The following is a 22,200-nucleotide window of genomic DNA, read 5'->3' on the forward strand; positions in this document are numbered from 1 at the left end:
CTCGGCACAATGAATGCCAGCTCACTGGCCCTCAGGTCATGCCGAGTCCGCTCTCGATAGCGCTGGTGAGGTTTGAGCCGTAGAATCTGAGTTTCCGAACGCCACCGGTTTCCGGATCCTTGACCTCAAGCCGGATGGCCTTGGTAATCAACAGATCGCTGCGCCTTGCGCGGACAATGGCGTGCCAGGGGATCAGGATCGGCGAGTGGCCGATCCTGAAGATGATGACCGGCCGAAGATATAGGCCTGCATTTGACAACGTGATGTCCAGGCACTTTCGGTAACTTGCAAACAGTCCGAAACTCGCGCTGACCCAGCGCCAGCTTTGCCCGGGCGGAGGCTGATTGCCCGGATAAAGCCGTGACAGGCGCGACCAACCACCGAGACGGCCAATCAGAAAAACAATGACTGACCAAAGCAGCCCGAAACAAATGAAAAAACCTGGCACGATCAAGATGAGATGAGCACTGTCGGTCACGCTTTTTCTATCCGTCTTGAGCTGAATTCGTGTCCAGGTTCAGGTGATACCCAGGACCAATTGTGAGCGGTTTCGACGGCATGGACTTGGGGGCCACGCTGCTTTTCAACGACGTTTGGTGCCGTTCGATTTTTGCACCTGTCCTTCCGTCGATCACGGAAAGCACGGCGAGATACTCGCGGTCGGCGGCCACGCCTTTGAGGGAGGGTGTTTCGAATTTGTAATTCCTCTTGGCGTGAGTAACAGTCTGCTCCATTTCGATCTTCCCACCAGCAGGGTTCTCGAATTCAGCAAGGAGGCGCGTGCCCGGCGGGAGCGGCTTGACAAGTCCGACGGTGATTCCGCTGCGAATGTCTGCGATCCGGTAATTGTAAATGAATCCGCCACCAGTGATTTCGGTAAAATTCGCTTCGGCCAGAATGGTCTGGTTGTGACGATAGACGGCGAAAAAAGCACCGGTGCAGTAAACTGCAGCAGCCAGAACTGCAAAAACCACCCACCGGCGAGATGATGCTGACCGTGTCAATGCAGTTCCTTTTTGTCGAGCCTCTGAGTGGATCGTGCTGTTGCGGTTTGGACCGCCGTCACCAATCCGGCATGAACCTACTCGAAACTATCGTAGCATGCTCCATTGTCTTCGAGGAGGTTCTGTAACGACAAGAGCCCTGCCTCCGTTTCCTTACGCGTCAGGGGATTGGTGAAACCGACCCGTGCACGGTGATAAACCTGACCTGAACGACCGGACTTGAATTCGTCTTCGTCGTCAATCAGCACACCAGCTGAAGCAGCCGCAGTCTTGAAGGTCCCGGACAGCCAGGGTTCGGGAAGCTTGAGCCAGAAAAACGGCGCGTCAGCAGCGCCTTGAAGGCCATATGATCCAAGATACTGATGCACCAGAGCAAAGCGGGCGGCGATCTCGGTCTGGACTTTCTTGCGAAAGTCGTCTGCGGCTCCGGACAAGACCAGACGGGATGACAGTTCTGCAAGCAGAAAGGAGATGCCGCCGGTCAGCATCTTGTGGGCTGTGTAGATCCGCTGGGCATGAGAGAGTGGACTGGAGACCCAACCGCCCCTGACGCCTGCTGTGACCGATTTTGACAAGGACCCGACATGAAACGTGCGCTCCGGAGCAAGAGCGGCGATGGGGCTTTGCGAGGCTTCCCTTAGAGAGCCGTAAACCTCGTCTTCGATGATCCAGAGATTGTACTGGCGGGCAATGGCAACGATTTCCTGCCGCCGGTCGTCACCCATCAGTGCTGTGGTTGGATTGTGCATCGTCGGCATGAGGAAGATGACTTTGGGATGCTTTTGAGCGCACACGCGTGCAAGGTCATCGGGGATTGGGCCCTCGTCATCGCGTGCCACCTGAACTGGCCGCCTGCCGGAGAGGGCGGAACCACGCGCGATGGAGCTGTAGGTCAGGTCCTCAAACACCACCTGGTCGCCAGGAGCGGTGGTTGCCGCGATGATAGCCATGATTGCAGCCTGTGCACCTGTTGTCGGTACAATGCTGCCTTCCGGAGGCTTCCAGCCACCGCGCGCAAGCCAAAGGCAGCCTGCCTGACGCCAGCTGTCCGGCACCGAGCGCGTATAGCTGGCAATTTCGTAAGGTTTGTCCTTCGCGATGCCGGTGGTCAGCCGCTGAATGGTGTCCGCCTGGCCGACTTCCGGCGCTGACGTGCTGTCAAAGCGGATCGTTTCAGGTGCGGGCACCGTTATGCGCGTTCCAGCGAAAGCGGTGTCGACAGGGGCAGCCATGGCAGACTGCACCCAGGATACGCCTTGCGACGCCGGTGCGGCAGAACTTGCACCCAAGGTGCCAACAGCCAGGTCAGGTTTGGTGCTTTCCACGAGAATCTCTGAAGGTCCGCTGCCGAGCACAAAAGTGCCTCGACCAACTTCTCCACTGACCAGGCCTCGTTGCCGGATCGTCGCGTATGCCCGTCCGATTGTTCCAACAGTCACGCCCAGATCGTAGGCCAGGTCTCTTTGTGGCGGCAGTTTGGCACCGGCGCTCAGCACACCCGTCGCAATGTCGTCTGCAATCTTGTCGGCGAGGCGGATGTAGAGAGGGCCTTGGCCATCTGGGATTTGAGGATGCCAATTTGTCATGGTGACAATTTTGTATATTGCATCTCAAAAGGAGTCAATTCATATGATTGTAGCGCTACAATGTGAGAATTAAGTGGAATTGTTACCCTTGTGAGGTGTCAAATGAGTTCAATTGAGACAATTTACGGGCGGCCAATCGTTTGGCAGTCGTTCGGCAGGGGAATTGCAAGGGCCGTAAAAACCAGATTGTCACGTTGGTTAGAAAGCTACCGGACGCGTCAGCAACTTCAGGATCTTCCAGATTCGGCGTTGGAGGATCTGGGCCTTAGCCGGGAAGCGGTGCGCGTGGAGGCTGGTCGGCCATTTTGGGACAGCGAGCGTATTCCACGTTAGTTGCAGGTCCTGAGATCGGGAACCCAGGGCCGCTGCCCCCGGCGGTTAGGATACGGTCCCGAACCATGGTCATCTGCAAAAATGCCGGACACGGCGCAGCCCGCGTGTCCGGCATTTTTTTGTCATATGGCCTTAGGGTCAGACCGCGCCTGTATACTCACCGCGTGCCGGGTAGTCGTTCTTTTGAACGAAGTCGAGTGCGCCGACCATTTCCTGGAAATGCGGTCTGACGAACGGCATCGTCTGAACGGAGGCGAAATAGAGAGTGTTGTCAGGCTTCACAAGGAAGACGCCCGGCTCGGAGAAGAGTGCGGGTTCTTCGATGCCAATGGAGGTCTTGCCCCGGCTTGTGGAGATATAAAGTCCCCATTCATTGGCAACCGACAGCGACAGGCCGTAACCGAACCGCAGGTCGGGTGTGCCGACCTTGTCTGCCATTTGCTGCGCGCGCTCTTCATTGTCGGAAGATATGGCGATGGTTTTGACGCCCTTTTGCGCGAATTCGGGTGTAAGACGGCCGAGTTCTTTCAAATAAGTGGCGCAGATCGGGCAATGCAGGCCACGATAAAACACGACCAGTGTCGCGAATTCTGAGCCGTCTGCCGCGAGGTCGAAGGGGCCGGAAGTCAACGTTTCTACTTTCAACTCCGGAACGGACTGGCGTGGAATGAGCATTCTTACCTCTCTTGGGGTAGGGGCCAGACTTCACATCTGCCCTCGGATGCCGTAAACATAGCGAACGATTGAAAAGAAAACATTCCGAAAAGTTGATCAAGAGTACGGAAATGGCTGTTCCCTATCGCACATCTTTCAATGGCAAGCTTGATCGTCTGTCTTCCTTGATCGACAGGCTTCGGGTACAGGTCAGCCATGCGCTTGTCGGCGGGACCGAAGAGCAAAGCGCCAATTTCAAGATCTTTGTAAGCAAGGATCGGACGTTGCGTCTTGTCTTCAGTCCTTTGGGGAAAAGCGAACCCTGTGAGCCTGCAGAACTGACGGCCCGCACCGGTGAAACGCCTCTGGTGGCTGCGAATATCGCAATTTCAGGTGTTGGAAAGCAGCTGATCAACGCCTTGCCGGAGGTTATCTCCGTACCACTGAGCGAGGAGCCGTATCTGACCGCTGTGGTCATGCCGCTGATTGAGGAGGCGACCCTGCCGCGCTGCGGGGGGCAGGCTGCGTTTCAGCGCCTGTGTGAAGTGGTGGTGATCAGGCTGCTGCGCCACGCGATGGAGCAGGGCAAGGCCGATACAGGCCTATTGAACGGACTTGCGCATCCGCGCATTGCCTCGGCGCTCGTGGCAATTCATGAGGCGCCGGGTGAGGGCTGGACGCTTGAAAAGCTGGCGGAGACCGCGGGAATGTCCAGGACGCAGTTTGCCGTCACGTTCAAGGAACTTGTGGGCACCACTCCGATGGGATACCTGGCCACCTGGAGGCTGGATATCGCCAGAGCGGAACTTGAAGCAGGGCGTCAGGTCAAGTCTGTTGCCAATATGTGTGGCTTCGCCAGCCCGGCTGCGTTTTCCAGGGCGTTTTCCCGCCGTTTCGGCCATCCACCCAAACAGCGGCGCAGTCAAGCGGCGTAAGGACGCTCAGTCCCGGTCCTTGACAGGCTTTTCCATCGCATAAATCTCGTCCGTCACATCGTCGGCCTTGCGGGCAAAGAGCGCTTGGGCATCTTTGAGGCCCTGGTTGTAAAAATGAGCGCCGAGCGTGGGGATGAGAAAGCCGACCAACTGATCGGCATCCATGTTGCCGATGTCCGTGTCGAGCTCGTCGTTGAGATAGTCCCGTATCAGGTCCGCAAGGCGCGACCGGGTGTCATTGTCCAGTTCCAGATCGCTCATACCGGCCTCCCTGGTTTCGGATCAGGCTGCTGTCAGCAGACTTTCGAACAACAGGCGTCCATCCAATCCGCCGTGCAAGGGTTCTACCAGGTTTTCAGGGTGCGGCATCATTCCAAGCACATTGCCGGCCGCGTTGGTAATGCCCGCAATGTTGTTGAGGGACCCGTTGGGGTTTGTTCCTTCGGCATAGCGGAAGACAACCTGATTGTTGTCTTCAACTTTCCTAATTGTCTCCGCGTCAGCAAAATAGTTGCCATCGTGATGAGCGACGGGGCAACGCCAGACCTGTCCCTTTTGGAACTGCGACGAGAAGCGCGTTGCATTGTTGACCGTTTCCATCATGACGTCCTTGCAGACGAATGTGAGACCTGCATTGCGCATCAGTGCTCCTGGCAGCAGACCTGCTTCTGTCAGGATCTGAAAGCCATTGCACACACCAAGGACGGCAACGCCGCTATGGGCTTTGGCAACGAGGTCTTTCAAGATGGGGGAGCGGGCGGCGATCGCACCTGAGCGCAGGTAGTCACCATAAGAAAAACCACCGGGAACGACCACGAGGTCAACATCGGGCAGGGTGCTCTCGGTATGCCAGACATGCTGCGGACGCGAGCCCGTAATCATGTCAAGCGCATGAAACATGTCGCGGTCGCGGTTGGAGCCCGGAAAAACGATGACGGCGGATTTCATTTGGCAATCCCGATATCTAGAGCAGAACAATAACAGCGATGATCGCAGCAAGAGCAGGTACCAGGATGAAGATCGCAGCTTTTATGGCCGTGAACATTATGGCTTTGCGCGTGTCTTCGTCCATTGGCAAGAGCTCGCGCTTCAGGCGATTTCGATCGCGTAGTTCTCAATGACGGTGTTGGCGAGGAGCTTTTCACACATTTGTTCCAGCTCCGCCTTGGCAGCGTCCTTGTCGGATCCGCTCAGCTCAACGTCAAAGACCTTGCCTTGGCGCACGGAACCGACGTCGTCAAATCCAAGGCCCCCAAGAGCGCCTTCGATTGCTTTTCCCTGAGGATCGAGAACACCGTTTTTCAAGGTGACGATCACGCGTGCTTTCATGAGTCTCTGTCTCCGTCAGATCTGGCAAGTCTGCTTGCGAGGCTGCTTACACCAGCTTGAGAGGATCTTAAAGGGAAGAAGGGTGCTGAAACGAAAAACCCCCGCCATTCTTGAAAATGACGGGGGATAGTTGTTGTCTCTACTGAACCAGGGTCGGGCCGGAGCCGACCGGGCGTTCGTTGCCGAGCATAATGCCGAGGCGCTTGGCGACTTCCTGATAGGCTTCCAGCATTCCGCCCAAGTCGCGGCGAAAACGGTCCTTGTCCATCTTGTCGTTGGTCTCGATATCCCAGAGACGGCAGCTGTCGGGGGAGATCTCGTCCGCCACGACAATCCGCATCATGTCGCCTTCGAACAGCCGGCCACATTCGATTTTGAAATCCACCAGACGAATGCCCACGCCAAGGAAGAGACCGGACAGGAAGTCGTTGACCCGGATGGCGAGCGCCATCATGTCATCCAGTTCCTGCGGTGTTGCCCAGCCGAATGCCGTGACATGCTCTTCTGCGACCAACGGGTCATCCAACTCGTCATTCTTGTAGTAGAATTCGATGATGGACCGCGGCAACTGGGTGCCTTCTTCAAGACCCAGGCGCTTGGCAATCGAACCGGCAGCCACGTTGCGAACGACCACCTCCAGCGGAATGATCTCCACTTCGCGGATCAATTGCTCGCGCATGTTCATGCGGCGAATGAAGTGCGTCGGAATACCAATGGCATTCAGGTGATTAAAGATGAATTCGGAAATACGGTTGTTGAGCACGCCTTTGCCGTCAACAATCTCGTGTTTCTTGTTGTTGAAGGCCGTGGCGTCATCCTTGAAGTGCTGAACCAGTGTTCCAGGTTCGGGACCTTCATAGAGAATCTTGCCTTTTCCTTCATAAATGCGCCGGCGGCGGTTCATGAGCGATTCCGTATCTTTTTGAATTTCCATCGGAAAGGGGACCAGCGAACCGGGGCCATCATCTTGCCGGGACAATTCCCGTCAACCGGCATCTGTTGTCGGCCGCAATCCCTATTTTGCGGCGCGGAACTTACCCGAACAGGGCCAAAAGTACAATCTTATGTTTTTCGTCCGCAGTTCAGGGCTGTTATGCTTTTGACACAGGCGCAAAGGTACTGCGTTGATTTGCTCGCTCTACGGGGATATGCAAGAGACCAAATCAACCCCATATGGGTAGAAGAGCATAAGCGCAGTTCAGGAGATGATGAATATGAACACATTCGACAAGCGCGAACAGGGTTTTGAAAGCAAGTTTGCGCATGACGAGGAGCTGCGGTTCAAAGCAACCGCCCGGCGCAACAAGTTGCTGGGTCTGTGGGCTGCAGGGCTCTTCGGTTACGAAGGCGAAAAAGCAGAGGAATACGCCAAGGAAGTTGTTCGTGCAGATTTTGACGAGCCGGGCGACGAGGACGTGTTCCGCAAAATCCGCGGTGATTTCGACAAAAACAATGTTGAACAGTCCGATCATCAGATTCGCCGCACGATGGATGAGCTGATGCATCAGGCGATTGAGCAGATCCAGAACGAAGGCTAAGTCCTTCGCGGAAGCTCGCAACCGGTCTTGAGCGTCTGCCCCAAAAGGGCAGGCGCTTTTTCTTTTTAAGCGGGAAAAATCCAGCAGCAATTCCGGTCTTTGTACATGGTGCACTTGCAAGCTGGAAGGCTCGTGGCTTTGATGGTCGCCAAAGAGGAGACCACCCGTGACTGAAGCTACTTCGCTTGCTGTTAAACTGCGTTCCGGAAAACCCGTGATAACCGCCTGGTCGGTGCTGGCTGCGCCAATGCTCACTGAAATGTTTGCTCGGGCCGGTTATCCGGCGGTGACGCTCGATCTTCAGCACGGGATGTATGATTTTGGTGTTGCCTGTGACGCCTTGGCGGCCATTGCGCTGGGCGGTGCGCACCGGATAGCGCGCATTCCGGTCGGTGACAATGCGTTGGCCGGCAGGTTGGTCGACATGGGCGCTGAATGTGTGATTGCACCGATGATAAATTCACGTACTGAAGCCGTCGACTTCGCGCGGTCGATCAAATACCCGCCGGTCGGTGATCGAAGCTGGTCGCCTTATCGCGCGGCTGCGCTCTCAGGCCAGTCGTCCGATGAGTATCTTCAAACTGCAAATTCGAACATTGTATCTCTTGCGATGATCGAGACGCTTGAAGCCATCGACGCATTGGACGACATTCTTTCCGTCTCAGAACTTGATGGAATTTTCGTCGGTCCGAGCGATCTATCGTTGTCCCTTTCGAAGGGGGCATCTCTCGATCCGAATGGCGATGAGACGGCCGATGCTTGCGCCGAGATTGCTCGCAAGACACGCGATGCCGGCAAGGTTGCCGGTATCTTTTGTTTAAGCGCGGACAAGGTGGAGGAAGCCGTGGACCAGGGTTTTCGGCTTATTTCACACGGTATCGACCGAACTTTCGTCGGTGAAGGTGCAAGTGCTGCGCTCGATGAAGTCAGAAAATATGTTTCTGCCAGCTCGGAAGATTTCGGTTACTGAGAAGTAGCCTAGCTGAGTTTTTTCATGAAATGCGCGAAGGACATCATGCCTTCCGGCCAGGGGCCATGGCCGCTTTCCAGATTGATATGACCGGCTTCACCGGCATCTTGAAAAGTGGTTCCCCAGGCTTTCGAAAAATGTTGCGCCCTCTCGTAGTCGCAATATGGGTCATTCCGGCTTGCAACCAGATGCGTGGCGAAGGGCAGGGGATCTGACGGGATCGGTTTGAAGTCGCCTCCATCAAACTCATCCACCAGGCCCTCGCGCTCCCAATCCGAGGGAGCCACCAGATAAGCGCCCCTGACCTTGTCTTTCAGGACATGCGCACCGTGGGCGACAAGGACGCAACCGAGCGAATGCGCGACAAGAACAACTGGCTTTTCGGCCGTGTCGACTTCATGAACAAGCGTATCCAGCCATTCTTTTTTACTCGGCGTGTGCAGCTCGGCCTGCTTGACGATGCGCGCGGTCGGCATCTTGTCCCGCCATCGCAAAAGCCAGTGTCCGGGAAGCGTCTTGCCATATCCTGGAATGAGAAGAATGTCGGTTTCTGAAATTTTCATGGATCGTCCTGATAGCCAAATTACTGCTGCGAAAGTGGGCCGAAATAGCCTTCTTGAAAGGCTTTTGCCCACCCGGATCGGCCGTTTTTTTCAGCTTCCCGCGCAGCGGCGTCAATGTCATAGGCTAGGTATTTCTGTTCGAAAGTCCAACCCTTGGCGTTTCTGGTCATAAGCGCATATTGCGCGCGCCTGTCGCCGACTTCTCCTGCAAGGTAACGCGGGTGTTGACTGTCGAAGGACGGGAAACCGACGGTACCGGGATTGAGCAGTGTCTGCCCTGTCGACTGCAACGAGAGAACACGCGGAATGTGACTGTGGCCGCTGCAGACAACTTGCGCCTGCTCACCGTTCAGTTCCGCCAGTAGGCTTTCTTCATCGGGTTGATGGCCTTTCGGTCCTTCGTTCTTTTCCGTGAGATATCGATCGTCATCCTCCGGGGTTCCGTGGACTAAAAGAACTTCGTCGCTCAGTCTGATTGTCGGTGACGCTGTGCGGAGCCACTCGAGGCTCTGCGCAGTGAGCCGTTCGGCTGCAAACCGGTCGGTCGGACCCATTTTATTGATCGGATCATCCAAAATGATTCGATCGTGATTGCCACGAACGGTTGGCCAAGCGGTTTCGCGAAGGATGGCGGCTGTCTCTTCGGGCCACAAGGGTCCTGCAAGGCAGTCGCCGAGATTGACGACGCCGTCGGGCGCTTCTTCCTTGATGTCTGCGAGGACGGCTTCCAGCGCCAGGACATTGCCATGAATGTCCGAGACTACGGCGATTTTCATCTCGTCGCTCCGTGGGGTTCGTAATCCAACCTGGCTAACTGCCTGGTGTCGACCGGGCGGGGCAAGAGCTGATCCTGTATCTGGATAGGCGTTAAAAACCTTTGCCTTGAAACGAGCGAGCCAAGATCGTCCACGTGGCTGTGACCCGCTTGCGTTCCAAAAACTCGGCCTGGCCTATGCTTCGCCGAACACCCGTTCGAAAATGACGTCAACATTTTTGGTGTGGTAGCCAAGATCGAAGCGGTCGCGGATTTGTTCTTCAGACAAATAGCTGCGCACGTCTTCGTCGCTCAGGAGTTCGCTGAGGAAATCGACAGAAGCGGCCCCGGCGACCTGGTAGCTGTCCCAGACCTTCATTGCGTTGCGCTGAACCAGACGGTACGCGTCCTCGCGGGATGAGCCAGCCTGGGTCAATGCGAGCAAAATGCGCTGGGAGTGCACAAGACCGCCCAAACGATCCATGTTTCCAATCATGCGCTCCGGGTAAACCATCAGCTTGTCGACTACTCCGGTGAGGCGGGCCAAGGCGAAATCAAGCGTGATTGTCGCATCCGGACCGATCATGCGTTCGACGGAGGAATGCGAGATGTCGCGTTCATGCCAAAGGGCAACGTTTTCCATCGCCGGAATGGAAAAGCCGCGCACAAGTCTTGCCAGACCGGTCAGGTTTTCGGTCAGAACCGGATTGCGCTTGTGCGGCATTGCCGATGAGCCTTTCTGGCCCTTGGAAAAGAATTCCTCAGCTTCCAGCACTTCTGTTCTCTGCAGGTGCCGGACTTCGGTCGCAACGCGTTCAATGGAGGACGCGATGACGCCAAGCGTAGCGAAATACATGGCATGCCGGTCACGCGGGATGACCTGCGTCGAAACGGGCTCAGCCTTCAGACCCATCGCCTCCGCAACGTGCTCTTCCACGCTTGGGTCGATATTGGCGAATGTTCCAACAGCGCCTGAGATAGCACACGTGGCGATTTCTTCACGCGCCGCTTCAAGACGTTTCTTGCAGCGGTCGAATTCGGCATAGGCTTCCGCCATTTTCAGGCCGAAAGTTACCGGTTCTGCGTGGATGCCATGAGAACGGCCGATACAGACGGTTTCCTTGTGTTCCATCGCCCGGCGCTTGAGCGCTGCAAGCAATGCGTCCATGTCATCCAGCAGGATGTCGGTCGCTTTGACCAGCTGAACATTGAAGCAGGTATCCAGCACGTCTGACGATGTCATGCCCTGGTGCACAAAGCGTGCGTCCGGACCGATGATCTCGGCCAGGTGGGTCAGAAATGCGATAACGTCATGCTTCGTTTCACGCTCGATCTCATCAATACGGTCGATGTCGAACGTGGCACTGCCACCCTTTTCCCAAATGGTCTTGGCTGCTTCTTTGGGGATCACACCCAGCTCAGCCAGCGCATCGCACGCATGGGCTTCGATCTCGAACCAGATCCGGAATTTCGATTCCGGTGACCAGATTGACACCATGTCAGGGCGGGAGTAGCGCGGGATCATCGCAGGCAGGACCTCATTTTCAAGGAATATGGCGCCGGAATAGCAGAGGGGGGCGGCCCCTTCAATGGAGACAATCGGATTTTGCTTGCAGGTCGGGGGACAATGTGGATTTTACCGTTCTGAAAAGCTGCAGTCAGAACTGAGGAGAACGAGATGGCGATCTGGCGACCGGCTAACGCCATATCCGTGAAGGCGCTCGCGCTTATCTGGCAGGACGATGCATTGTTGATGTTTGACGTCCATGACGATGCGGGGCGTGTCAAGGGCATGCGCCCGCTCGGCGGAACTGTCGAGTTCGGCGAACCTTGGCGGGATGCGCTCCAACGCGAGTTCCTGGAGGAGCTTGGTGCCAGGATCGATCTGCTCGACAGCCATTTCGTGATGGAAAACATCTATGAGCATCACGGTGTGCTCGGTCACGAGATCGTTTTTCTGTGCCACGCTCACTTTGTGGACAACAGTTACTACAGGAAAGACACGATTGCGTTTGAAGAGAGCGATGAGACCGTCGCCACAGCCAAATGGATAACGCTGGAGGAGCTGGACGCCAAACAGCTGGAACTCTATCCCACAGGATTGAGGGAAAGGCTGGAGAAGCCGAAAAACGTGCTCAAATCAGGCCGCCTTTTCAGCTGACTGGGATCAGAACTTGAAATCTGAGCGCTCGGCTGGTCCGTCTTCCGGATTGTCGTATTCAGAGAATTCGTCCAGCTCTTCTTTTGCCATGTAGTAGTCGAACTTTTCCTTGGTGAGCCGCAATCGAAAGGCATAAACGAAAACGGCCCCGGAAAACAGGCCAACGGCAAGAATGTCTGGCCCGACCGGTATGACGTCGGAACCACCCCCAAAAGAGCCGAGATAGGACAGGGTGAATAACCCGATGATGAAGGGGGCAAGCCACTTTGCTTCACGCCAGTCCAGAGTTTCAAATCCCAGACGACTGCCGCGATAGACTAGAAGAACCAGGCCCAGGAAAAGGCAGATGCTGAGATGCAGCATTGTGTTCCAGCCGCTCCAATAGATGATCAGGCTGGCGATGACAAAGGCCAGACAGCTTGTGATCGGCGCGGCAGGCAGCACAAAAGCTCTGTGCGCGTCAGGAAGCAGGCGGCGGAAAGACAACACGGCGACCGGTCCGACCACGAAGGAAAAAACGATCGAGGAGGTATTGAGCGCCAGGATTTCCTTGAATGGCAAGGCTACAAAAAACAAGGATGCCACGGCAAAATTCACCAGCAGGGAAAACAGTGGCACCCCACGGTTCGACAGCGTTTCCATGAATTTCGGGAACAATCCGTTTTGAGCCATAGCAAGGCCCAATCTTGCATTGGATCCCACAGAAACAAGAGCTGAGGCAAAGCTTGATATGCGGGCGCTAGTATCCAGAATGCTGACAACCCAAAGAGCGCCGATCGCAGTGGCCAGCGCCGCCAGCGGGCCCAATTCGCCCGAGAAATGAAGTTCCGGCCAACCTTTTTGCAATTGCGAATGGTCCAGCGCCCCAAGAAATGCCAGCTGCAGTCCGCCATAGATGATCAAACAAATGATCAGACTGAAAACGAGCGCCAGTGGAATGTTCACTTTGGGGTTTTTGGCTTCGCCCGCCAGGTCGATGACATGGCGAAAACCAATCAGCGCAAAAATGACGCCGCCTGTGGAGATGGCTGATAAAATGCCTTTGAGCCCCTCTGGTGCGAAACCGCCATATTCGCTGAAATTGGCAAAGCGGAACTCGGAAGTGAGAATGACCGCAGCAAGAGACAGCGGGACAATGATCTTGATCCAGGTTAGTGCCGTGTTGACCCTGGCAAAAAATTTGACGCCGAATGCATTCACGACTGTGAAGATCAGCAGCAGCAGACAGGCAACGGCAAGACCGACCGCCGACAAGTCGCCGTCGTGCGCATAAAGCCAGGGGGCGGTACCCTTGGAATATCTCAGAACGGCTTCCACTTCGATGGCCGCTGCGGTGTTGTATCCAACCCATGCCGTCCATCCCATGGTCATGGAGACGACAGAACCGTGCGAAAAGTGCGGCACCCGGCCGATTCCGCCCGCGACTGGCAGAATTGTAGCGATTTCGGCGAATGTTGCAGCCAGCAAAAGCATGGAAATTCCGCCGATCAACCAGGCGATCAGGGCAGATGGCCCTGCAGCCTGTGCAGCCAGCAGCGGTGCGAAGAGCCAGCCGGATCCCAATATTCCGCTGATCGCGACAAAGGTTAGACCAAGCAGGCCAATGCTGCGTTGCATTTGCGCCAAGATGATTCCCCCAATCTTAGGCCTTCAAGGACCTTAACCGAGGAGTTGGCGCAACGGATAGACGGATGATGCAGGTTATGGGGACTATTTTAACGAGCAGGTGTGCCGCTCTACCTGCAACTTTTTCACAGCCAGAATTGGTTTCGATAAGCTCAGTTCCACTCAGGCGTTTGTCGCCGACGTTCTGATTGCAGAAATATTCTGCGAATAACTCTCAACGGAACCGCCTTTGAATACTGCGGAACCGGCCACAAGAACATTGGCGCCAGCAGCGGCAACCAGTGGTGCCGTCTCAGGGGTTACGCCGCCATCGATTTCAAGGTCGATTGGCCGGTCTCCAATCATTTCCTTGATACGGCGGGTTTTTTCGACCTGCGATCCGATGAATTTTTGCCCACCAAAACCGGGGTTGACCGTCATGACCAAAATCAGATCCAGCCGATCGAGTACATATTCCAGAACGCTCTCGGGTGTTGCCGGATTTAGAGACACACCAGCTTTCTTGCCGAGGTTCCGGATGGCCTGAAGGGACCGGTCGAGGTGCTTAGTTGCTTCTGCGTGTACGGTGATAATGTCCGAGCCTGCCTTTGCAAAAGCCTCCAGATAAGGATCACACGGCTCAATCATCAAATGGGTGTCAAAGATCTTGTCGGTGTGGGGCCGCAATTTAGCGATGACATCCGGACCAAAGGTAATGTTGGGAACAAAATGGCCGTCCATGACGTCAAGGTGGATCCAGTCGGCACCGGCCTCGACCACGTCACGGACTTCCTGGCCAAGCTTGGAAAAGTCGGATGCGAGGATTGAAGGAGCGATTTTGATGTCGCGCGGCATGGCAGTCTCCCAATCAAGCCAGGGGGTTTCCCCCGGCCGGAAAATGTCTTTGAAGCCGCGCTAGCACTTCTGCTTCGCATGAGCAAGCCAGCTGCCGTCGCTCAATCGGTTTAGACGCTCACAGACGTCCGGTAATCGCCAGATATCTTCTGTCCGGGCCCTCAAACCCGAGGCTGTCCATCTGAATAAGTATCGCGAAGACAGGCGGTGCTTCGTCGGGAAAATGCGTGACAATCCGTTCAATGCGGTAGCCGAGCGGGCACTTGCGGCTCTTTGGAACACTTGCATCATTGTTCAAGGTGCGGGCAACGCCGTTATGGAGCATCTCAAGACGGAAGCCCTTGGTTTCAGCGCCATAGGAAGCACACTCGCCGGAGGGCAGCGGATATTCGGTAAGGGTTAGGCGAACGGCATTTTCTTTCGAGGCAAGAAACTCACGCGGTGCTACGAGCATGTTATGCGGATCGGAATTTAGTTCCGTACGCGGATTGAAGCCAACGGTTCTGCCCTTGCCGGCAATGCCTTGGGTTTTCAGAAGTTGCTGAGCGGCCGCCCGGTTTTTTGCGCGCGTCTCGTTGAGAGCGGCATCCGCAGCATCCCCAAGATCAATGTCGACATCGTCCCGCAGCCGAAAAGGCGAGGGCTTCACCCAGCTGTCGCCGATGACATCGACCACGAATATCTCCGAATAGGGAAAGCCGGAACCATCCTGAAAGCCGTATTGCTCAAAAGCAAAAAAGTCGCCGTTCTTGGAAAAGCCAAGGAGTTGAAAATCAGCGGTGTCACCTGCCGATGCAGCTGGCACAACGAAAAGGCAGGCGAGCAGCGCCGCCAGAAAATGGCGAGCCTTGCCCCAGGGCGAAAATCTGAACCAGATGCGGTTGGACACGACATTCTCCTTACGTCTCAACACTATGTGTGTTCCGACTTAAGGATAACAGACGCGGCTGTCAGGTCTGCTGCGTCACAGTTTTGGCGTTCTGCCGGCAAAATACACGGACAAACGGCTTCATCATCAAAGGAAGCATGTAGATCGGGAATTGGCCGACTGCGAACCAGAGAAATGTGAACTCTGGCAGGGTTCCGCCGAAGGCAGCCACCATCAGGCCCATGTTTCGCGTGCCGCAGGTATGGGCAATGGCGTAGGCGTCTTCCCGGCTTGCGGGAGAAAACAGCAGCAGCGTGAGCGCGATTTGAACAATGGCCAGACAAAAGGTGAGGGCGGTGATGCCTAAGGTGAACAGAGGTCTATCAATGAAACTCTGAGCAACACCGTCCATTGCTGCGATCGCGAAAAAGAGCATCAGCAGCACATTCAAGCCGCTGATATGGTTGGCGGATCTTGCGAGGCGCTCCTTGCCGGCAATTTTTCGGAACAACATTGAGAGTGCAAAAGCGCCCACAAGCAGCAGTGACAACTGCGTTGCAAGTCCCCCGACGCTCAAAGGCAGGGATGGACCGAGCATAAGTTCGCCAATGAAGGGAGCGGTAAGCGGTGTGACAATCAGCGCCGCGACCGACAATGCGAGACTGAGTGTTCCGTCGAGACCGAGAAGATAAATAAAGGCCGGTGCAGCCATAACCGGCGGTGCAGCAGTGGCGATGTAAAGAGCAAGGACTACGTCAGAGCCGTGTTCCTTGAGGCCAGAAAACTCAATAAAGGCATAGGTCAGAAGCGGCGCGCCAAGCATCATCCATACCAGCGCAAGCAGCAAAAGGGCCGGTTTGCGTAGTCTTTGGCGAATGGCCTGTTGATCAACCCGCAAAAAGGCGAGCGTCAGCAGACTGAAGACTGCAAACCCGAGATAGGGACGCAAGGTGGCGGAAAGCGCCGGCAGGGCCATGCCAAGGAAAATGGTCACAGTGAGAGCTGCCGATCCGTGGCGGCCAATCCATGCCAAAGCTGCCCCCAGCGGTCGAATCATTTTAGGTTGTCTCCTGAAACGTGTGTGGGCAGGCAGTCTTTGCCTCTTAAAGGATCCGGCGTTTCAACACCAGCCACAAGGTCGTGCGCGGGTGTGGCCGGGACAAAAATGACAAAGCAGGCAAGACAACTCCAGACTTTTGATGTCGTTGTACTTGGCGCCGGGATCGTCGGTGTCTCGACAGCGCTGCATTTGAGACGACTTGGTCTGGATGTTGCCTTGATTGACCGACGGCATCCGGGCGAAGAAGCGTCCTTCGGCAATGCCGGCATCGTGCAGTGCAACGGGTTCGTGCCTCATCCCATACCGAATAGGGCACTGCAGCTCCTGTCCATCCTTTTCGGACAATCGACAGCTATATCCTATGATCCGGCCACTTTGATCCGACTGGCGCCCTGGCTGCAACGCTATCGATTGGCCAGCAGTGGACGGGGCATGGAAACCTATTCCCGTGTCATGGCGCCCCTGAGAGCCCTGGCGGTTCAGGAACATCTGGATATCGCGTCGACGACCAATGCCGACCGGTTTTACCGGCATGGAGGCTGGCTGCATCTGTTCAGAAGCGATGCTTCGTTCCAGAAAAGCGAAAACGAACGCCACTATGCGCGTGTCTTCGGTGTGGCCTTTGATGAACTTACACCTGGTGAGGTGACGGCCCTTGAACCGGGCCTGAAGGCTCATGGCCTTAGAGGTCTGCATTGGACGGACAGTTGTTCGGTGTCCAGTCCGGGCGCGGTTCTCGATGCTTTCTGGCGTGGCTTCGTTCAGGAAGGCGGCAAATACTTCAGGGGAGATGCGAGAGCGCTCAAACGTCAAAGCGGCGCTTGGCATCTGGAGGTCGAACGTGGAACCATTTCGTCCGCCAACGTTGTTGTTGCCCTTGGAGCCTGGTCACAGGATGTCTTGAGCCGGCTTGGTGAAGACTATCCGCTGGTGGCCAAACGCGGCTATCATATGCATTACAGGCCCGCGCATGGAGCGGGCCTTTCCAGACCGGTGGTGGATGTCGAAAACGGATTTGCCCTTACACCGACTGACAACGGCATACGCCTGACAACAGGGGTCGAGCTGGCACCGCGCGATGCACCTGCCAACCCGGCCATTATCAAGCGCGCCAGACGGCGCGCCGAAGAGCTTATCCCGCTGGGCAGGGAACTTCTGGAAAAGCCCTGGCTTGGAAGCAGGCCATGTTTGCCGGATTCTATGCCGATTGTCGGCGCGTCTCCGCACACACCGGGTCTCTGGCTCAATTTCGGCCACGCGCACGACGGCTTCACGCTTGGTCCCGTCACAGGGCGGCTTTTGGCCTATATGATCGTGGGCAAGACACCTTTTCTGGATCCTTCGGGACTTTCTGCAAGCCGATTTGCCGAATAAGCTCGAATTCTGGCCTTTAAACCTGTCCTAATCCTGCGCCGCAAAGCCGTAAACCTTGGTTGATGGGCCGGTTTATAAGCCTTTGAGCAATGGTGGTTGAGACGCTTTCGAGGCCAGATGGCGGCCAGCCGACGGGCACAGCGTCGGTTGCTTTACCCCGATCCAATCAGTCCCCTTCTTTTTCCAATCAGAGGAACTTGCATCATGTCCCGGCATTCGAAATCCGTCCTATTCGCCGTCATCGTGACTGCCAGCTTTGCACTGCCTGCAAGCAGCGCTTTTGCCGCCGTCACCGTTGGCGACAAGGTCGGAACGACCGAAGAAGACATTCGGGCGGCCCTTACAGAGGAGGGCTACGTTGTTGAAGAAATAGAGACAGGCAACGGTGAGTTTGAAGCCGAGGTCTCAAGAGACGGCCAGGAGATCGAAGTCGTTGTTGACGGAAAATCGGGCCTCATTCTGGAAATGGAACTGGAAGAGGACGACAAGGACGAAGACGAGGACTGATCAATCCTGCGCCTGCCCCGGTCGGCTCGACCAACCCACCGGTCGGCCGGGGCTCGCTTGCATTTTCTCTGTTTCAGATGCCGGCAAAAGTCGTCTCCGCCAGTTTGACGGGGCCTCGCAGGCACCTTAGGAAACTGGCCGGAGATCCGTTCGCCGCTCGGATCGGGAAGCTTGTGAGGAACTCAATGCCGCCTTTCACCAGCTGGAAAACCGCCTGGCCCTGGATGCTGTTCGGTTTGCAGTCGCTTTGCGTTGTTTATCTGGTCGTCGAAGAAGCTGCAGATTATCTGTGGGGAGAGATGCCAGGTGGGCTGATTGAAAACGACCTTCTGGAAAACCTGGTTATTGCCGCTCTCGTAGCGGGCCTGGTGGCGTCCGGATTTGAGATCAGAAAAGCCATGACACGCCAAAAAAGACTGGAACAGCAGATCAAAGCCGCCTCTGGTGCATTCGCCAATCTGATGGAAGAACACTTTGAATCCTGGGGTCTGACGCCGTCAGAATGTGATGTGGCACTATTTGCACTGAAAGGGTTTTCGATCGCAGAAATTGCAAATATGCGCAAAACAGCGGCGGGAACCGTCAAGGCGCAATGCAATGCGATCTACCGCAAAGCAGGCGTGAGTGGCCGGCCGCAGCTTTTGTCGCTCTTCATCGATGAATTGCTTCATGGCGCACTCGTTTCTGAAAAGGCGCCGGCGTAATCGTCCTTTGGGCCGAACGGTCAAGGTGCCTTCATGACCGAAGTTTAATTAGGTAATTCCAACAAAATTCCCATTTCGTCTCTCAATCCCGGTGGTTCGGGGCACATTGACAACTGGAGAGACGAAATGAACATCGGAAATCCCACTCTGAAAATGGGCGTTCTGGCATCTGCCGCGGCCATTTGCATGAGCACCGTCGCGCTCGCCGACATCCGCCAGGGCGATAAGATCGGCCTTTCTGTTTCCGACATCGCCAAAAGCCTGGAGCTCAACGGCTACGAAATCCGGGAAATTGAAGTCAAGAACGACCGCATCAAGGCAGAAGTCACCCTGGAAGGCGACCGGCTTGAAATGAAGATCGACCCGAAGTCCGGACTTGTGACCCGCGTTGAAGATGACGACTGATTGAGCTGAGCTGAGCCGGGGCGCGCGCGAGCGTTGAGTGTTATTTTGCGCGGCCCACTAGCGTTTCTGCCGTGTCTCGGGAATGTCTTTCCCAGCCCTTAAAACGATCAGGTTTTCGGTCCCTGATTTCAAAATCGAATATTGTCATACAGTCGTTACTTGAGCTCACTAGGTTGCGCTTTGCACACGTGTGCAAGTTCAACACGGAGCAAGCCCGGACAATGGCAGCTCCAAGGTTTCAGGCGAGACTCAGATGACCACTCTTGTTTCAAAACTGCGCCAGTCCACCGCGGCTGCCGTACTTACGCTCGCGGCCACAGCCCTTTCGGGCGCAGCCGTTGCCAAAGACGTTACGATAACCGTTTGGGCTGGCGGCTCCAACGACAGTGATGCATACCGCTGGGAAGCCATCGAGATGGCTGCAGACATTCTGGAGCGGGAAGCAGCAATCGAAGGCGAAGAGTTAAACATCACCATTGAGTCCAAGGGCCAGTTTGGCAATTGGCAGGAATTCAAGCAGGCTGTCACGCTTGCAGCTGAAGCAGGTACTGCTCCAAACATCGTCGTCACATCTCATCTTGATATCGCTCCCTGGTCGGAAGCTGGCTACATCGTACCGGTTGAGGAATATCTCGACCTCGACGCATGGCCTTTGAACGACATCTACCCAAACCTTTTGGAAATCGCAGCGTTTGATGATGTTCAGTGGGGCCTGCCGCAGGATGCGGAAAGCCGCCCATTCTTCTTCTGGAAAGACACGATGAAGAAGATCGGCTACAGCGACGAAGACATCGCGGCATTGCCGGCCAAGGTCGAGTCCGGTGAATACACTCTTCAAAACATACTGGAAGATGCAAAAAAAGCCGTCGACATGGAAGTTGTCGAAAAGGGATACGGCTTCTACCCGCGTCCTTCCAATGGCCCGGATTATGCTCAGTTCTATCAGTCCTTTGGCGGTGAACTGATTGACAAAGAAAAGGGTAAACTGGTCCTTGATAAGAAAGCCATGGAAGATTTCTACCAGTTCTTCGTAGACGCGGTCGCAGCTGATGTGACGCGTAAGAACCACCTCGGCACTGACTGGGGACAGTGGTACAAGGAGGTCGCAAACGGTAAGGCAGCGACTTGGCATGGCGGTACCTGGCACTTTGGTCGCTACGCACAGGAAGGGAATCAGGATTTCTGGAACACCATCGAGTTTTCGCTCATACCGGCCGGTAACGAAGACGGTCGCGCAAACACCATCACGCATCCGTTGGTCTACCTGATAACCGACAACGCGAATGATGATGCGGAAGAAATTGCGGCGAACCTTGTGAAAATCGCGTCTGAGCCGCGCATCAATTCCCTTCATGCCATTCAGTCAAACCACCTCGGCATATCCAGGCAGCAATCCAACATCGAGCTTTATGCCAACAACCGTTGGGCAGACGAAGCGACCAAGCGTCTCCTAGGCCATGCAAATGCACAGCCGAACCATGTGAACTATGGGGCCTACTCCGAAGCCCTATTCAAGGGTCTTGAGGCGGCCTGGACCGGCACAAAGTCACCGGCTGAAGCCGTTGAAGAAGTCGAAGTTCAGATGAAGGCCACACTCGGCGACGAACTGATCATTCGCTAAACCTCAGGGAACTGGACGGGATGAAAGGGGCGGGACTGCCCCTTTCAACCTCTAAGGGGAGCATTTCATGCAACGCTCGAGCTGGCTTGGTCTGGCGTTTTTGTCGCCAGCCCTGATAGTCGTTCTTTTGTTTTTTTTGATGCCGGTAATCCTTACGGGCATATTTGCATTCACCAACATGAGCACAGCGACCGGCGTGAAGGGGGGAAGTTACGTTCTTAACGCCAGCAGCCTTCGCGCATTGACTGATGCAGGACTGCCGGACGTGACGCGCAGCCAGATTGAAAGCGCGGGATACCGGGTCGACGAGAGGGGGCTTGCAGCTTTAGCTGAAGCCCATGGTCAGGCAGTTGCTGAAGAATTTTCGAAAAATCATGCTGGAGAAGTTTTTACCAAACGCCGCGATGTAGAGCGGGCATTGAAAGACCTCAGCAGCAATCCGATCCGGAAAACAAGAGACCGCAAAGCCGCCGCCGATCTGTTCAAACGCTCAATCCTAAATCAGCGGTATGAAACACTGGATGCTTTTGAAGCTGCGTTGAATGAAGCAGGAATTCCGAAACCGGATCGGCCGCTTATCACCGAAATTGCCTATACGGGGTGGACTTGGACAACCGCAAATTTTGATTTGCTGCTTTCGCTTGATTCGACATGGCAATATGCCAAAAACACCGGCATCTATGTCACTTTCACACTGGCATTCAACGTAGTCTTCGGCCTGTTCCTGGCTATCACAACCTTCTATCTTCCTGCGGCGCAGGCAACCGCTTTCCGCGCAATCTGGTTCCTGCCGCGCATTCTGCCGCCCGTGCTCTACATTGTCATGTGGCGCTGGTTCACCTGGGATACCGGCTTCATCTCGACAGTTCTCTCCGGCTTCGGTGTTTCTTCTAAGAACTGGATGCTGGATACCGAGTACCACGCCTGGGTGACCGTCATCTTGATCAATGGGTTTGTCGGCGCATCCATGGGCATGATTGTCTTTTCTTCCGCGATCCGGGCGATACCAGCTTCAATGCTCTATGCGTCCGAAGTCGATGGTGCGAGCCGTTGGCAACAGGTTTGGTACATCATTCTGCCGCAGTTGCGCTGGCCGATCCTGTTCATCACATCCTACCAGACAATGTCGCTGCTGACCTCGTTTGAATATATCTACCTGTCTACGGATGGCGGCCCTGGTGGATCGACGGAAGTCTGGGCGCTCGCTGCTTTCCATACGGCACTCAACAACTATGGCGGCAATCTGCAATACGGCCTGGGTGCAACCTATGCGCTCCTTCTGGTGGTCATTGGCGTGTTGGCGAGCCTGTTCTATCTGCGACTGTTCAATTTCAAGAACTTGCTCACAAAGCCTCGGATTGAAGGATAACGGGC

27 protein-coding genes are annotated in these 22,200 nt (G+C 55.4%); 11 read left to right on the top strand and 16 right to left on the bottom strand.

Annotation, left to right across the window (positions count from 1 at the left end; translation table 11 throughout):
• Positions 1 to 31 precede the first annotated feature (31 nt).
• From Q0835_RS08080 to Q0835_RS08090, 3 genes are all read right to left on the bottom strand, one after another.
• Complete coding sequence (locus Q0835_RS08080; protein WP_298960068.1) at positions 32 to 478, bottom strand: hypothetical protein; 447 nt, start codon at positions 476 to 478, stop codon at positions 32 to 34.
• Positions 479 to 485: 7 nt separating this feature from the next.
• A complete protein-coding gene (locus tag Q0835_RS08085; RefSeq protein WP_298960070.1) occupies positions 486 to 1,004 on the bottom strand; it encodes a hypothetical protein in 519 nt (172 codons plus the stop codon).
• A 77-nt stretch (positions 1,005 to 1,081) separates the two neighbouring features.
• Complete coding sequence (locus Q0835_RS08090; RefSeq protein ID WP_298960075.1) at positions 1,082 to 2,590, bottom strand: PLP-dependent aminotransferase family protein; 1,509 nt, start codon at positions 2,588 to 2,590, stop codon at positions 1,082 to 1,084.
• Positions 2,591 to 2,692: 102 nt separating this feature from the next.
• Between Q0835_RS08090 and Q0835_RS30340 the strand changes: the two genes are divergently transcribed.
• Positions 2,693 to 2,923: a DUF1127 domain-containing protein gene (locus Q0835_RS30340; RefSeq protein ID WP_366142329.1), complete on the top strand. Its 231-nt coding sequence runs from the start codon at positions 2,693 to 2,695 to the stop codon at positions 2,921 to 2,923.
• 138 nt (positions 2,924 to 3,061) lie between these two features.
• Here Q0835_RS30340 and Q0835_RS08095 read toward each other — a convergent pair whose 3' ends face one another.
• Complete coding sequence (locus Q0835_RS08095; RefSeq protein ID WP_298818239.1) at positions 3,062 to 3,598, bottom strand: peroxiredoxin-like family protein; 537 nt, start codon at positions 3,596 to 3,598, stop codon at positions 3,062 to 3,064.
• A 110-nt stretch (positions 3,599 to 3,708) separates the two neighbouring features.
• Here Q0835_RS08095 and Q0835_RS08100 point away from each other — a divergent pair, with 110 nt between their 5' ends.
• The gene (locus Q0835_RS08100; RefSeq protein ID WP_298818241.1) at positions 3,709 to 4,512 is read left to right on the top strand and encodes an AraC family transcriptional regulator; all 804 of its coding nucleotides are present in this window, start codon (positions 3,709 to 3,711) and stop codon (positions 4,510 to 4,512) included.
• Between the two features lie 6 nt (positions 4,513 to 4,518).
• Here the strand turns inward: Q0835_RS08100 and Q0835_RS08105 are convergent, their stop codons facing one another.
• The 5 genes from Q0835_RS08105 to purC form a co-directional block, all read right to left on the bottom strand.
• Positions 4,519 to 4,773, bottom strand: a complete 255-nt coding sequence (locus Q0835_RS08105) for a DUF2164 domain-containing protein (protein ID WP_298818243.1) — start codon at positions 4,771 to 4,773, stop codon at positions 4,519 to 4,521.
• Positions 4,774 to 4,794: 21 nt separating this feature from the next.
• On the bottom strand, positions 4,795 to 5,460 hold the full coding sequence (gene purQ, locus Q0835_RS08110; protein WP_298960078.1) for a phosphoribosylformylglycinamidine synthase subunit PurQ: 666 nt from the start codon (positions 5,458 to 5,460) through the stop codon (positions 4,795 to 4,797).
• Positions 5,461 to 5,476: 16 nt separating this feature from the next.
• Positions 5,477 to 5,584: a phosphoribosylformylglycinamidine synthase-associated small membrane protein gene (locus Q0835_RS08115; protein ID WP_298960081.1), complete on the bottom strand. Its 108-nt coding sequence runs from the start codon at positions 5,582 to 5,584 to the stop codon at positions 5,477 to 5,479.
• A 17-nt stretch (positions 5,585 to 5,601) separates the two neighbouring features.
• Positions 5,602 to 5,841, bottom strand: coding sequence for a phosphoribosylformylglycinamidine synthase subunit PurS (gene purS / locus Q0835_RS08120; protein WP_298818249.1), 240 nt, complete (start codon positions 5,839 to 5,841; stop codon positions 5,602 to 5,604).
• A gap of 139 nt (positions 5,842 to 5,980) precedes the next feature.
• Positions 5,981 to 6,745 (bottom strand): phosphoribosylaminoimidazolesuccinocarboxamide synthase, encoded by a 765-nt coding sequence (purC, locus tag Q0835_RS08125; protein WP_298818251.1) that lies wholly within the window; start codon positions 6,743 to 6,745, stop codon positions 5,981 to 5,983.
• Between the two features lie 310 nt (positions 6,746 to 7,055).
• Between purC and Q0835_RS08130 the strand changes: the two genes are divergently transcribed.
• Together Q0835_RS08130 and Q0835_RS08135 are read left to right on the top strand one after the other, a co-directional pair.
• Positions 7,056 to 7,379 carry a DUF1476 domain-containing protein gene (locus Q0835_RS08130; RefSeq protein ID WP_298818253.1) on the top strand — a complete coding sequence of 108 codons (324 nt, stop codon included), beginning with the start codon at positions 7,056 to 7,058 and terminating at the stop codon, positions 7,377 to 7,379.
• Between the two features lie 166 nt (positions 7,380 to 7,545).
• Positions 7,546 to 8,349, top strand: a complete 804-nt coding sequence (locus Q0835_RS08135) for an aldolase/citrate lyase family protein (protein WP_298960087.1) — start codon at positions 7,546 to 7,548, stop codon at positions 8,347 to 8,349.
• An 8-nt stretch (positions 8,350 to 8,357) separates the two neighbouring features.
• Here Q0835_RS08135 and Q0835_RS08140 read toward each other — a convergent pair whose 3' ends face one another.
• The 3 genes from Q0835_RS08140 to purB all read right to left on the bottom strand — a co-directional run bounded on the left by Q0835_RS08140 (position 8,358) and on the right by purB (position 11,191).
• Positions 8,358 to 8,912 (bottom strand): alpha/beta hydrolase, encoded by a 555-nt coding sequence (locus Q0835_RS08140; protein ID WP_298960090.1) that lies wholly within the window; start codon positions 8,910 to 8,912, stop codon positions 8,358 to 8,360.
• Positions 8,913 to 8,932: 20 nt separating this feature from the next.
• Positions 8,933 to 9,688: a metallophosphoesterase family protein gene (locus tag Q0835_RS08145; protein ID WP_298960093.1), complete on the bottom strand. Its 756-nt coding sequence runs from the start codon at positions 9,686 to 9,688 to the stop codon at positions 8,933 to 8,935.
• A gap of 174 nt (positions 9,689 to 9,862) precedes the next feature.
• Positions 9,863 to 11,191: an adenylosuccinate lyase gene (gene purB, locus Q0835_RS08150; protein WP_298960095.1), complete on the bottom strand. Its 1,329-nt coding sequence runs from the start codon at positions 11,189 to 11,191 to the stop codon at positions 9,863 to 9,865.
• Positions 11,192 to 11,344: 153 nt separating this feature from the next.
• Here purB and Q0835_RS08155 point away from each other — a divergent pair, with 153 nt between their 5' ends.
• Positions 11,345 to 11,827: an NUDIX domain-containing protein gene (locus tag Q0835_RS08155; RefSeq protein WP_298818263.1), complete on the top strand. Its 483-nt coding sequence runs from the start codon at positions 11,345 to 11,347 to the stop codon at positions 11,825 to 11,827.
• A gap of 6 nt (positions 11,828 to 11,833) precedes the next feature.
• Here the strand turns inward: Q0835_RS08155 and Q0835_RS08160 are convergent, their stop codons facing one another.
• The 4 genes from Q0835_RS08160 to Q0835_RS08175 all read right to left on the bottom strand — a co-directional run bounded on the left by Q0835_RS08160 (position 11,834) and on the right by Q0835_RS08175 (position 16,212).
• Positions 11,834 to 13,444 (bottom strand): APC family permease, encoded by a 1,611-nt coding sequence (locus Q0835_RS08160; RefSeq protein WP_298960097.1) that lies wholly within the window; start codon positions 13,442 to 13,444, stop codon positions 11,834 to 11,836.
• Positions 13,445 to 13,615: 171 nt separating this feature from the next.
• Positions 13,616 to 14,287 (bottom strand): ribulose-phosphate 3-epimerase, encoded by a 672-nt coding sequence (gene rpe, locus Q0835_RS08165; protein ID WP_298960100.1) that lies wholly within the window; start codon positions 14,285 to 14,287, stop codon positions 13,616 to 13,618.
• Positions 14,288 to 14,405: 118 nt separating this feature from the next.
• Entirely contained in the window at positions 14,406 to 15,176 is a 771-nt protein-coding gene (locus Q0835_RS08170) for a DUF2259 domain-containing protein (RefSeq protein WP_298960103.1), read from the bottom strand.
• Positions 15,177 to 15,237: 61 nt separating this feature from the next.
• The gene (locus Q0835_RS08175) at positions 15,238 to 16,212 is read right to left on the bottom strand and encodes a sodium:proton symporter (RefSeq protein ID WP_298960107.1); all 975 of its coding nucleotides are present in this window, start codon (positions 16,210 to 16,212) and stop codon (positions 15,238 to 15,240) included.
• A 108-nt stretch (positions 16,213 to 16,320) separates the two neighbouring features.
• On the opposite strand from Q0835_RS08175, the gene Q0835_RS08180 reads away from it, so the two are divergent.
• The 6 genes from Q0835_RS08180 to Q0835_RS08205 all read left to right on the top strand — a co-directional run bounded on the left by Q0835_RS08180 (position 16,321) and on the right by Q0835_RS08205 (position 22,195).
• Entirely contained in the window at positions 16,321 to 17,589 is a 1,269-nt protein-coding gene (locus tag Q0835_RS08180) for an FAD-binding oxidoreductase (RefSeq protein ID WP_298960110.1), read from the top strand.
• Positions 17,590 to 17,793: 204 nt separating this feature from the next.
• Positions 17,794 to 18,096 carry a PepSY domain-containing protein gene (locus tag Q0835_RS08185; protein ID WP_298818272.1) on the top strand — a complete coding sequence of 101 codons (303 nt, stop codon included), beginning with the start codon at positions 17,794 to 17,796 and terminating at the stop codon, positions 18,094 to 18,096.
• A 185-nt stretch (positions 18,097 to 18,281) separates the two neighbouring features.
• Complete coding sequence (locus Q0835_RS08190; protein WP_298818274.1) at positions 18,282 to 18,800, top strand: hypothetical protein; 519 nt, start codon at positions 18,282 to 18,284, stop codon at positions 18,798 to 18,800.
• A gap of 126 nt (positions 18,801 to 18,926) precedes the next feature.
• Positions 18,927 to 19,205, top strand: coding sequence for a PepSY domain-containing protein (locus Q0835_RS08195; RefSeq protein WP_298818276.1), 279 nt, complete (start codon positions 18,927 to 18,929; stop codon positions 19,203 to 19,205).
• Positions 19,206 to 19,458: 253 nt separating this feature from the next.
• Positions 19,459 to 20,826 carry an extracellular solute-binding protein gene (locus Q0835_RS08200; RefSeq protein ID WP_298960113.1) on the top strand — a complete coding sequence of 456 codons (1,368 nt, stop codon included), beginning with the start codon at positions 19,459 to 19,461 and terminating at the stop codon, positions 20,824 to 20,826.
• Positions 20,827 to 20,893: 67 nt separating this feature from the next.
• Complete coding sequence (locus tag Q0835_RS08205; protein WP_298960116.1) at positions 20,894 to 22,195, top strand: sugar ABC transporter permease; 1,302 nt, start codon at positions 20,894 to 20,896, stop codon at positions 22,193 to 22,195.
• Positions 22,196 to 22,200 lie beyond the last annotated feature (5 nt).

It is taken from the genome of uncultured Roseibium sp., assembly GCF_947499295.1.
Taxonomy (GTDB): domain Bacteria; phylum Pseudomonadota; class Alphaproteobacteria; order Rhizobiales; family Stappiaceae; genus Roseibium.

What these genes read in the sequence shown, in the direction of transcription:
- purB (WP_298960095.1), bottom strand. Translation starts at nt 11,191, where the DNA reads ATGATCCCGCGCTACTCCCGCCCTGACATGGTGTCAATCTGGTCACCG.
- Q0835_RS08115 (WP_298960081.1), bottom strand. Translation starts at nt 5,584, where the DNA reads ATGGACGAAGACACGCGCAAAGCCATAATGTTCACGGCCATAAAAGCT.
- Q0835_RS08185 (WP_298818272.1), top strand. Translation starts at nt 17,794, where the DNA reads ATGTCCCGGCATTCGAAATCCGTCCTATTCGCCGTCATCGTGACTGCC.
- Q0835_RS08100 (WP_298818241.1), top strand. Translation starts at nt 3,709, where the DNA reads ATGGCTGTTCCCTATCGCACATCTTTCAATGGCAAGCTTGATCGTCTG.
- Q0835_RS08180 (WP_298960110.1), top strand. Translation starts at nt 16,321, where the DNA reads ATGACAAAGCAGGCAAGACAACTCCAGACTTTTGATGTCGTTGTACTT.
- Q0835_RS08175 (WP_298960107.1), bottom strand. Translation starts at nt 16,212, where the DNA reads ATGATTCGACCGCTGGGGGCAGCTTTGGCATGGATTGGCCGCCACGGA.
- Q0835_RS08195 (WP_298818276.1), top strand. Translation starts at nt 18,927, where the DNA reads ATGAACATCGGAAATCCCACTCTGAAAATGGGCGTTCTGGCATCTGCC.
- Q0835_RS08145 (WP_298960093.1), bottom strand. Translation starts at nt 9,688, where the DNA reads ATGAAAATCGCCGTAGTCTCGGACATTCATGGCAATGTCCTGGCGCTG.
- Q0835_RS08140 (WP_298960090.1), bottom strand. Translation starts at nt 8,912, where the DNA reads ATGAAAATTTCAGAAACCGACATTCTTCTCATTCCAGGATATGGCAAG.
- Q0835_RS08190 (WP_298818274.1), top strand. Translation starts at nt 18,282, where the DNA reads ATGCCGCCTTTCACCAGCTGGAAAACCGCCTGGCCCTGGATGCTGTTC.
- Q0835_RS08160 (WP_298960097.1), bottom strand. Translation starts at nt 13,444, where the DNA reads ATGCAACGCAGCATTGGCCTGCTTGGTCTAACCTTTGTCGCGATCAGC.
- purQ (WP_298960078.1), bottom strand. Translation starts at nt 5,460, where the DNA reads ATGAAATCCGCCGTCATCGTTTTTCCGGGCTCCAACCGCGACCGCGAC.
- Q0835_RS30340 (WP_366142329.1), top strand. Translation starts at nt 2,693, where the DNA reads ATGAGTTCAATTGAGACAATTTACGGGCGGCCAATCGTTTGGCAGTCG.
- rpe (WP_298960100.1), bottom strand. Translation starts at nt 14,287, where the DNA reads ATGCCGCGCGACATCAAAATCGCTCCTTCAATCCTCGCATCCGACTTT.
- purC (WP_298818251.1), bottom strand. Translation starts at nt 6,745, where the DNA reads ATGAACCGCCGCCGGCGCATTTATGAAGGAAAAGGCAAGATTCTCTAT.
- Q0835_RS08155 (WP_298818263.1), top strand. Translation starts at nt 11,345, where the DNA reads ATGGCGATCTGGCGACCGGCTAACGCCATATCCGTGAAGGCGCTCGCG.
- Q0835_RS08200 (WP_298960113.1), top strand. Translation starts at nt 19,459, where the DNA reads ATGACCACTCTTGTTTCAAAACTGCGCCAGTCCACCGCGGCTGCCGTA.
- Q0835_RS08105 (WP_298818243.1), bottom strand. Translation starts at nt 4,773, where the DNA reads ATGAGCGATCTGGAACTGGACAATGACACCCGGTCGCGCCTTGCGGAC.
- Q0835_RS08090 (WP_298960075.1), bottom strand. Translation starts at nt 2,590, where the DNA reads ATGACAAATTGGCATCCTCAAATCCCAGATGGCCAAGGCCCTCTCTAC.
- Q0835_RS08095 (WP_298818239.1), bottom strand. Translation starts at nt 3,598, where the DNA reads ATGCTCATTCCACGCCAGTCCGTTCCGGAGTTGAAAGTAGAAACGTTG.
- Q0835_RS08205 (WP_298960116.1), top strand. Translation starts at nt 20,894, where the DNA reads ATGCAACGCTCGAGCTGGCTTGGTCTGGCGTTTTTGTCGCCAGCCCTG.
- purS (WP_298818249.1), bottom strand. Translation starts at nt 5,841, where the DNA reads ATGAAAGCACGCGTGATCGTCACCTTGAAAAACGGTGTTCTCGATCCT.
- Q0835_RS08130 (WP_298818253.1), top strand. Translation starts at nt 7,056, where the DNA reads ATGAACACATTCGACAAGCGCGAACAGGGTTTTGAAAGCAAGTTTGCG.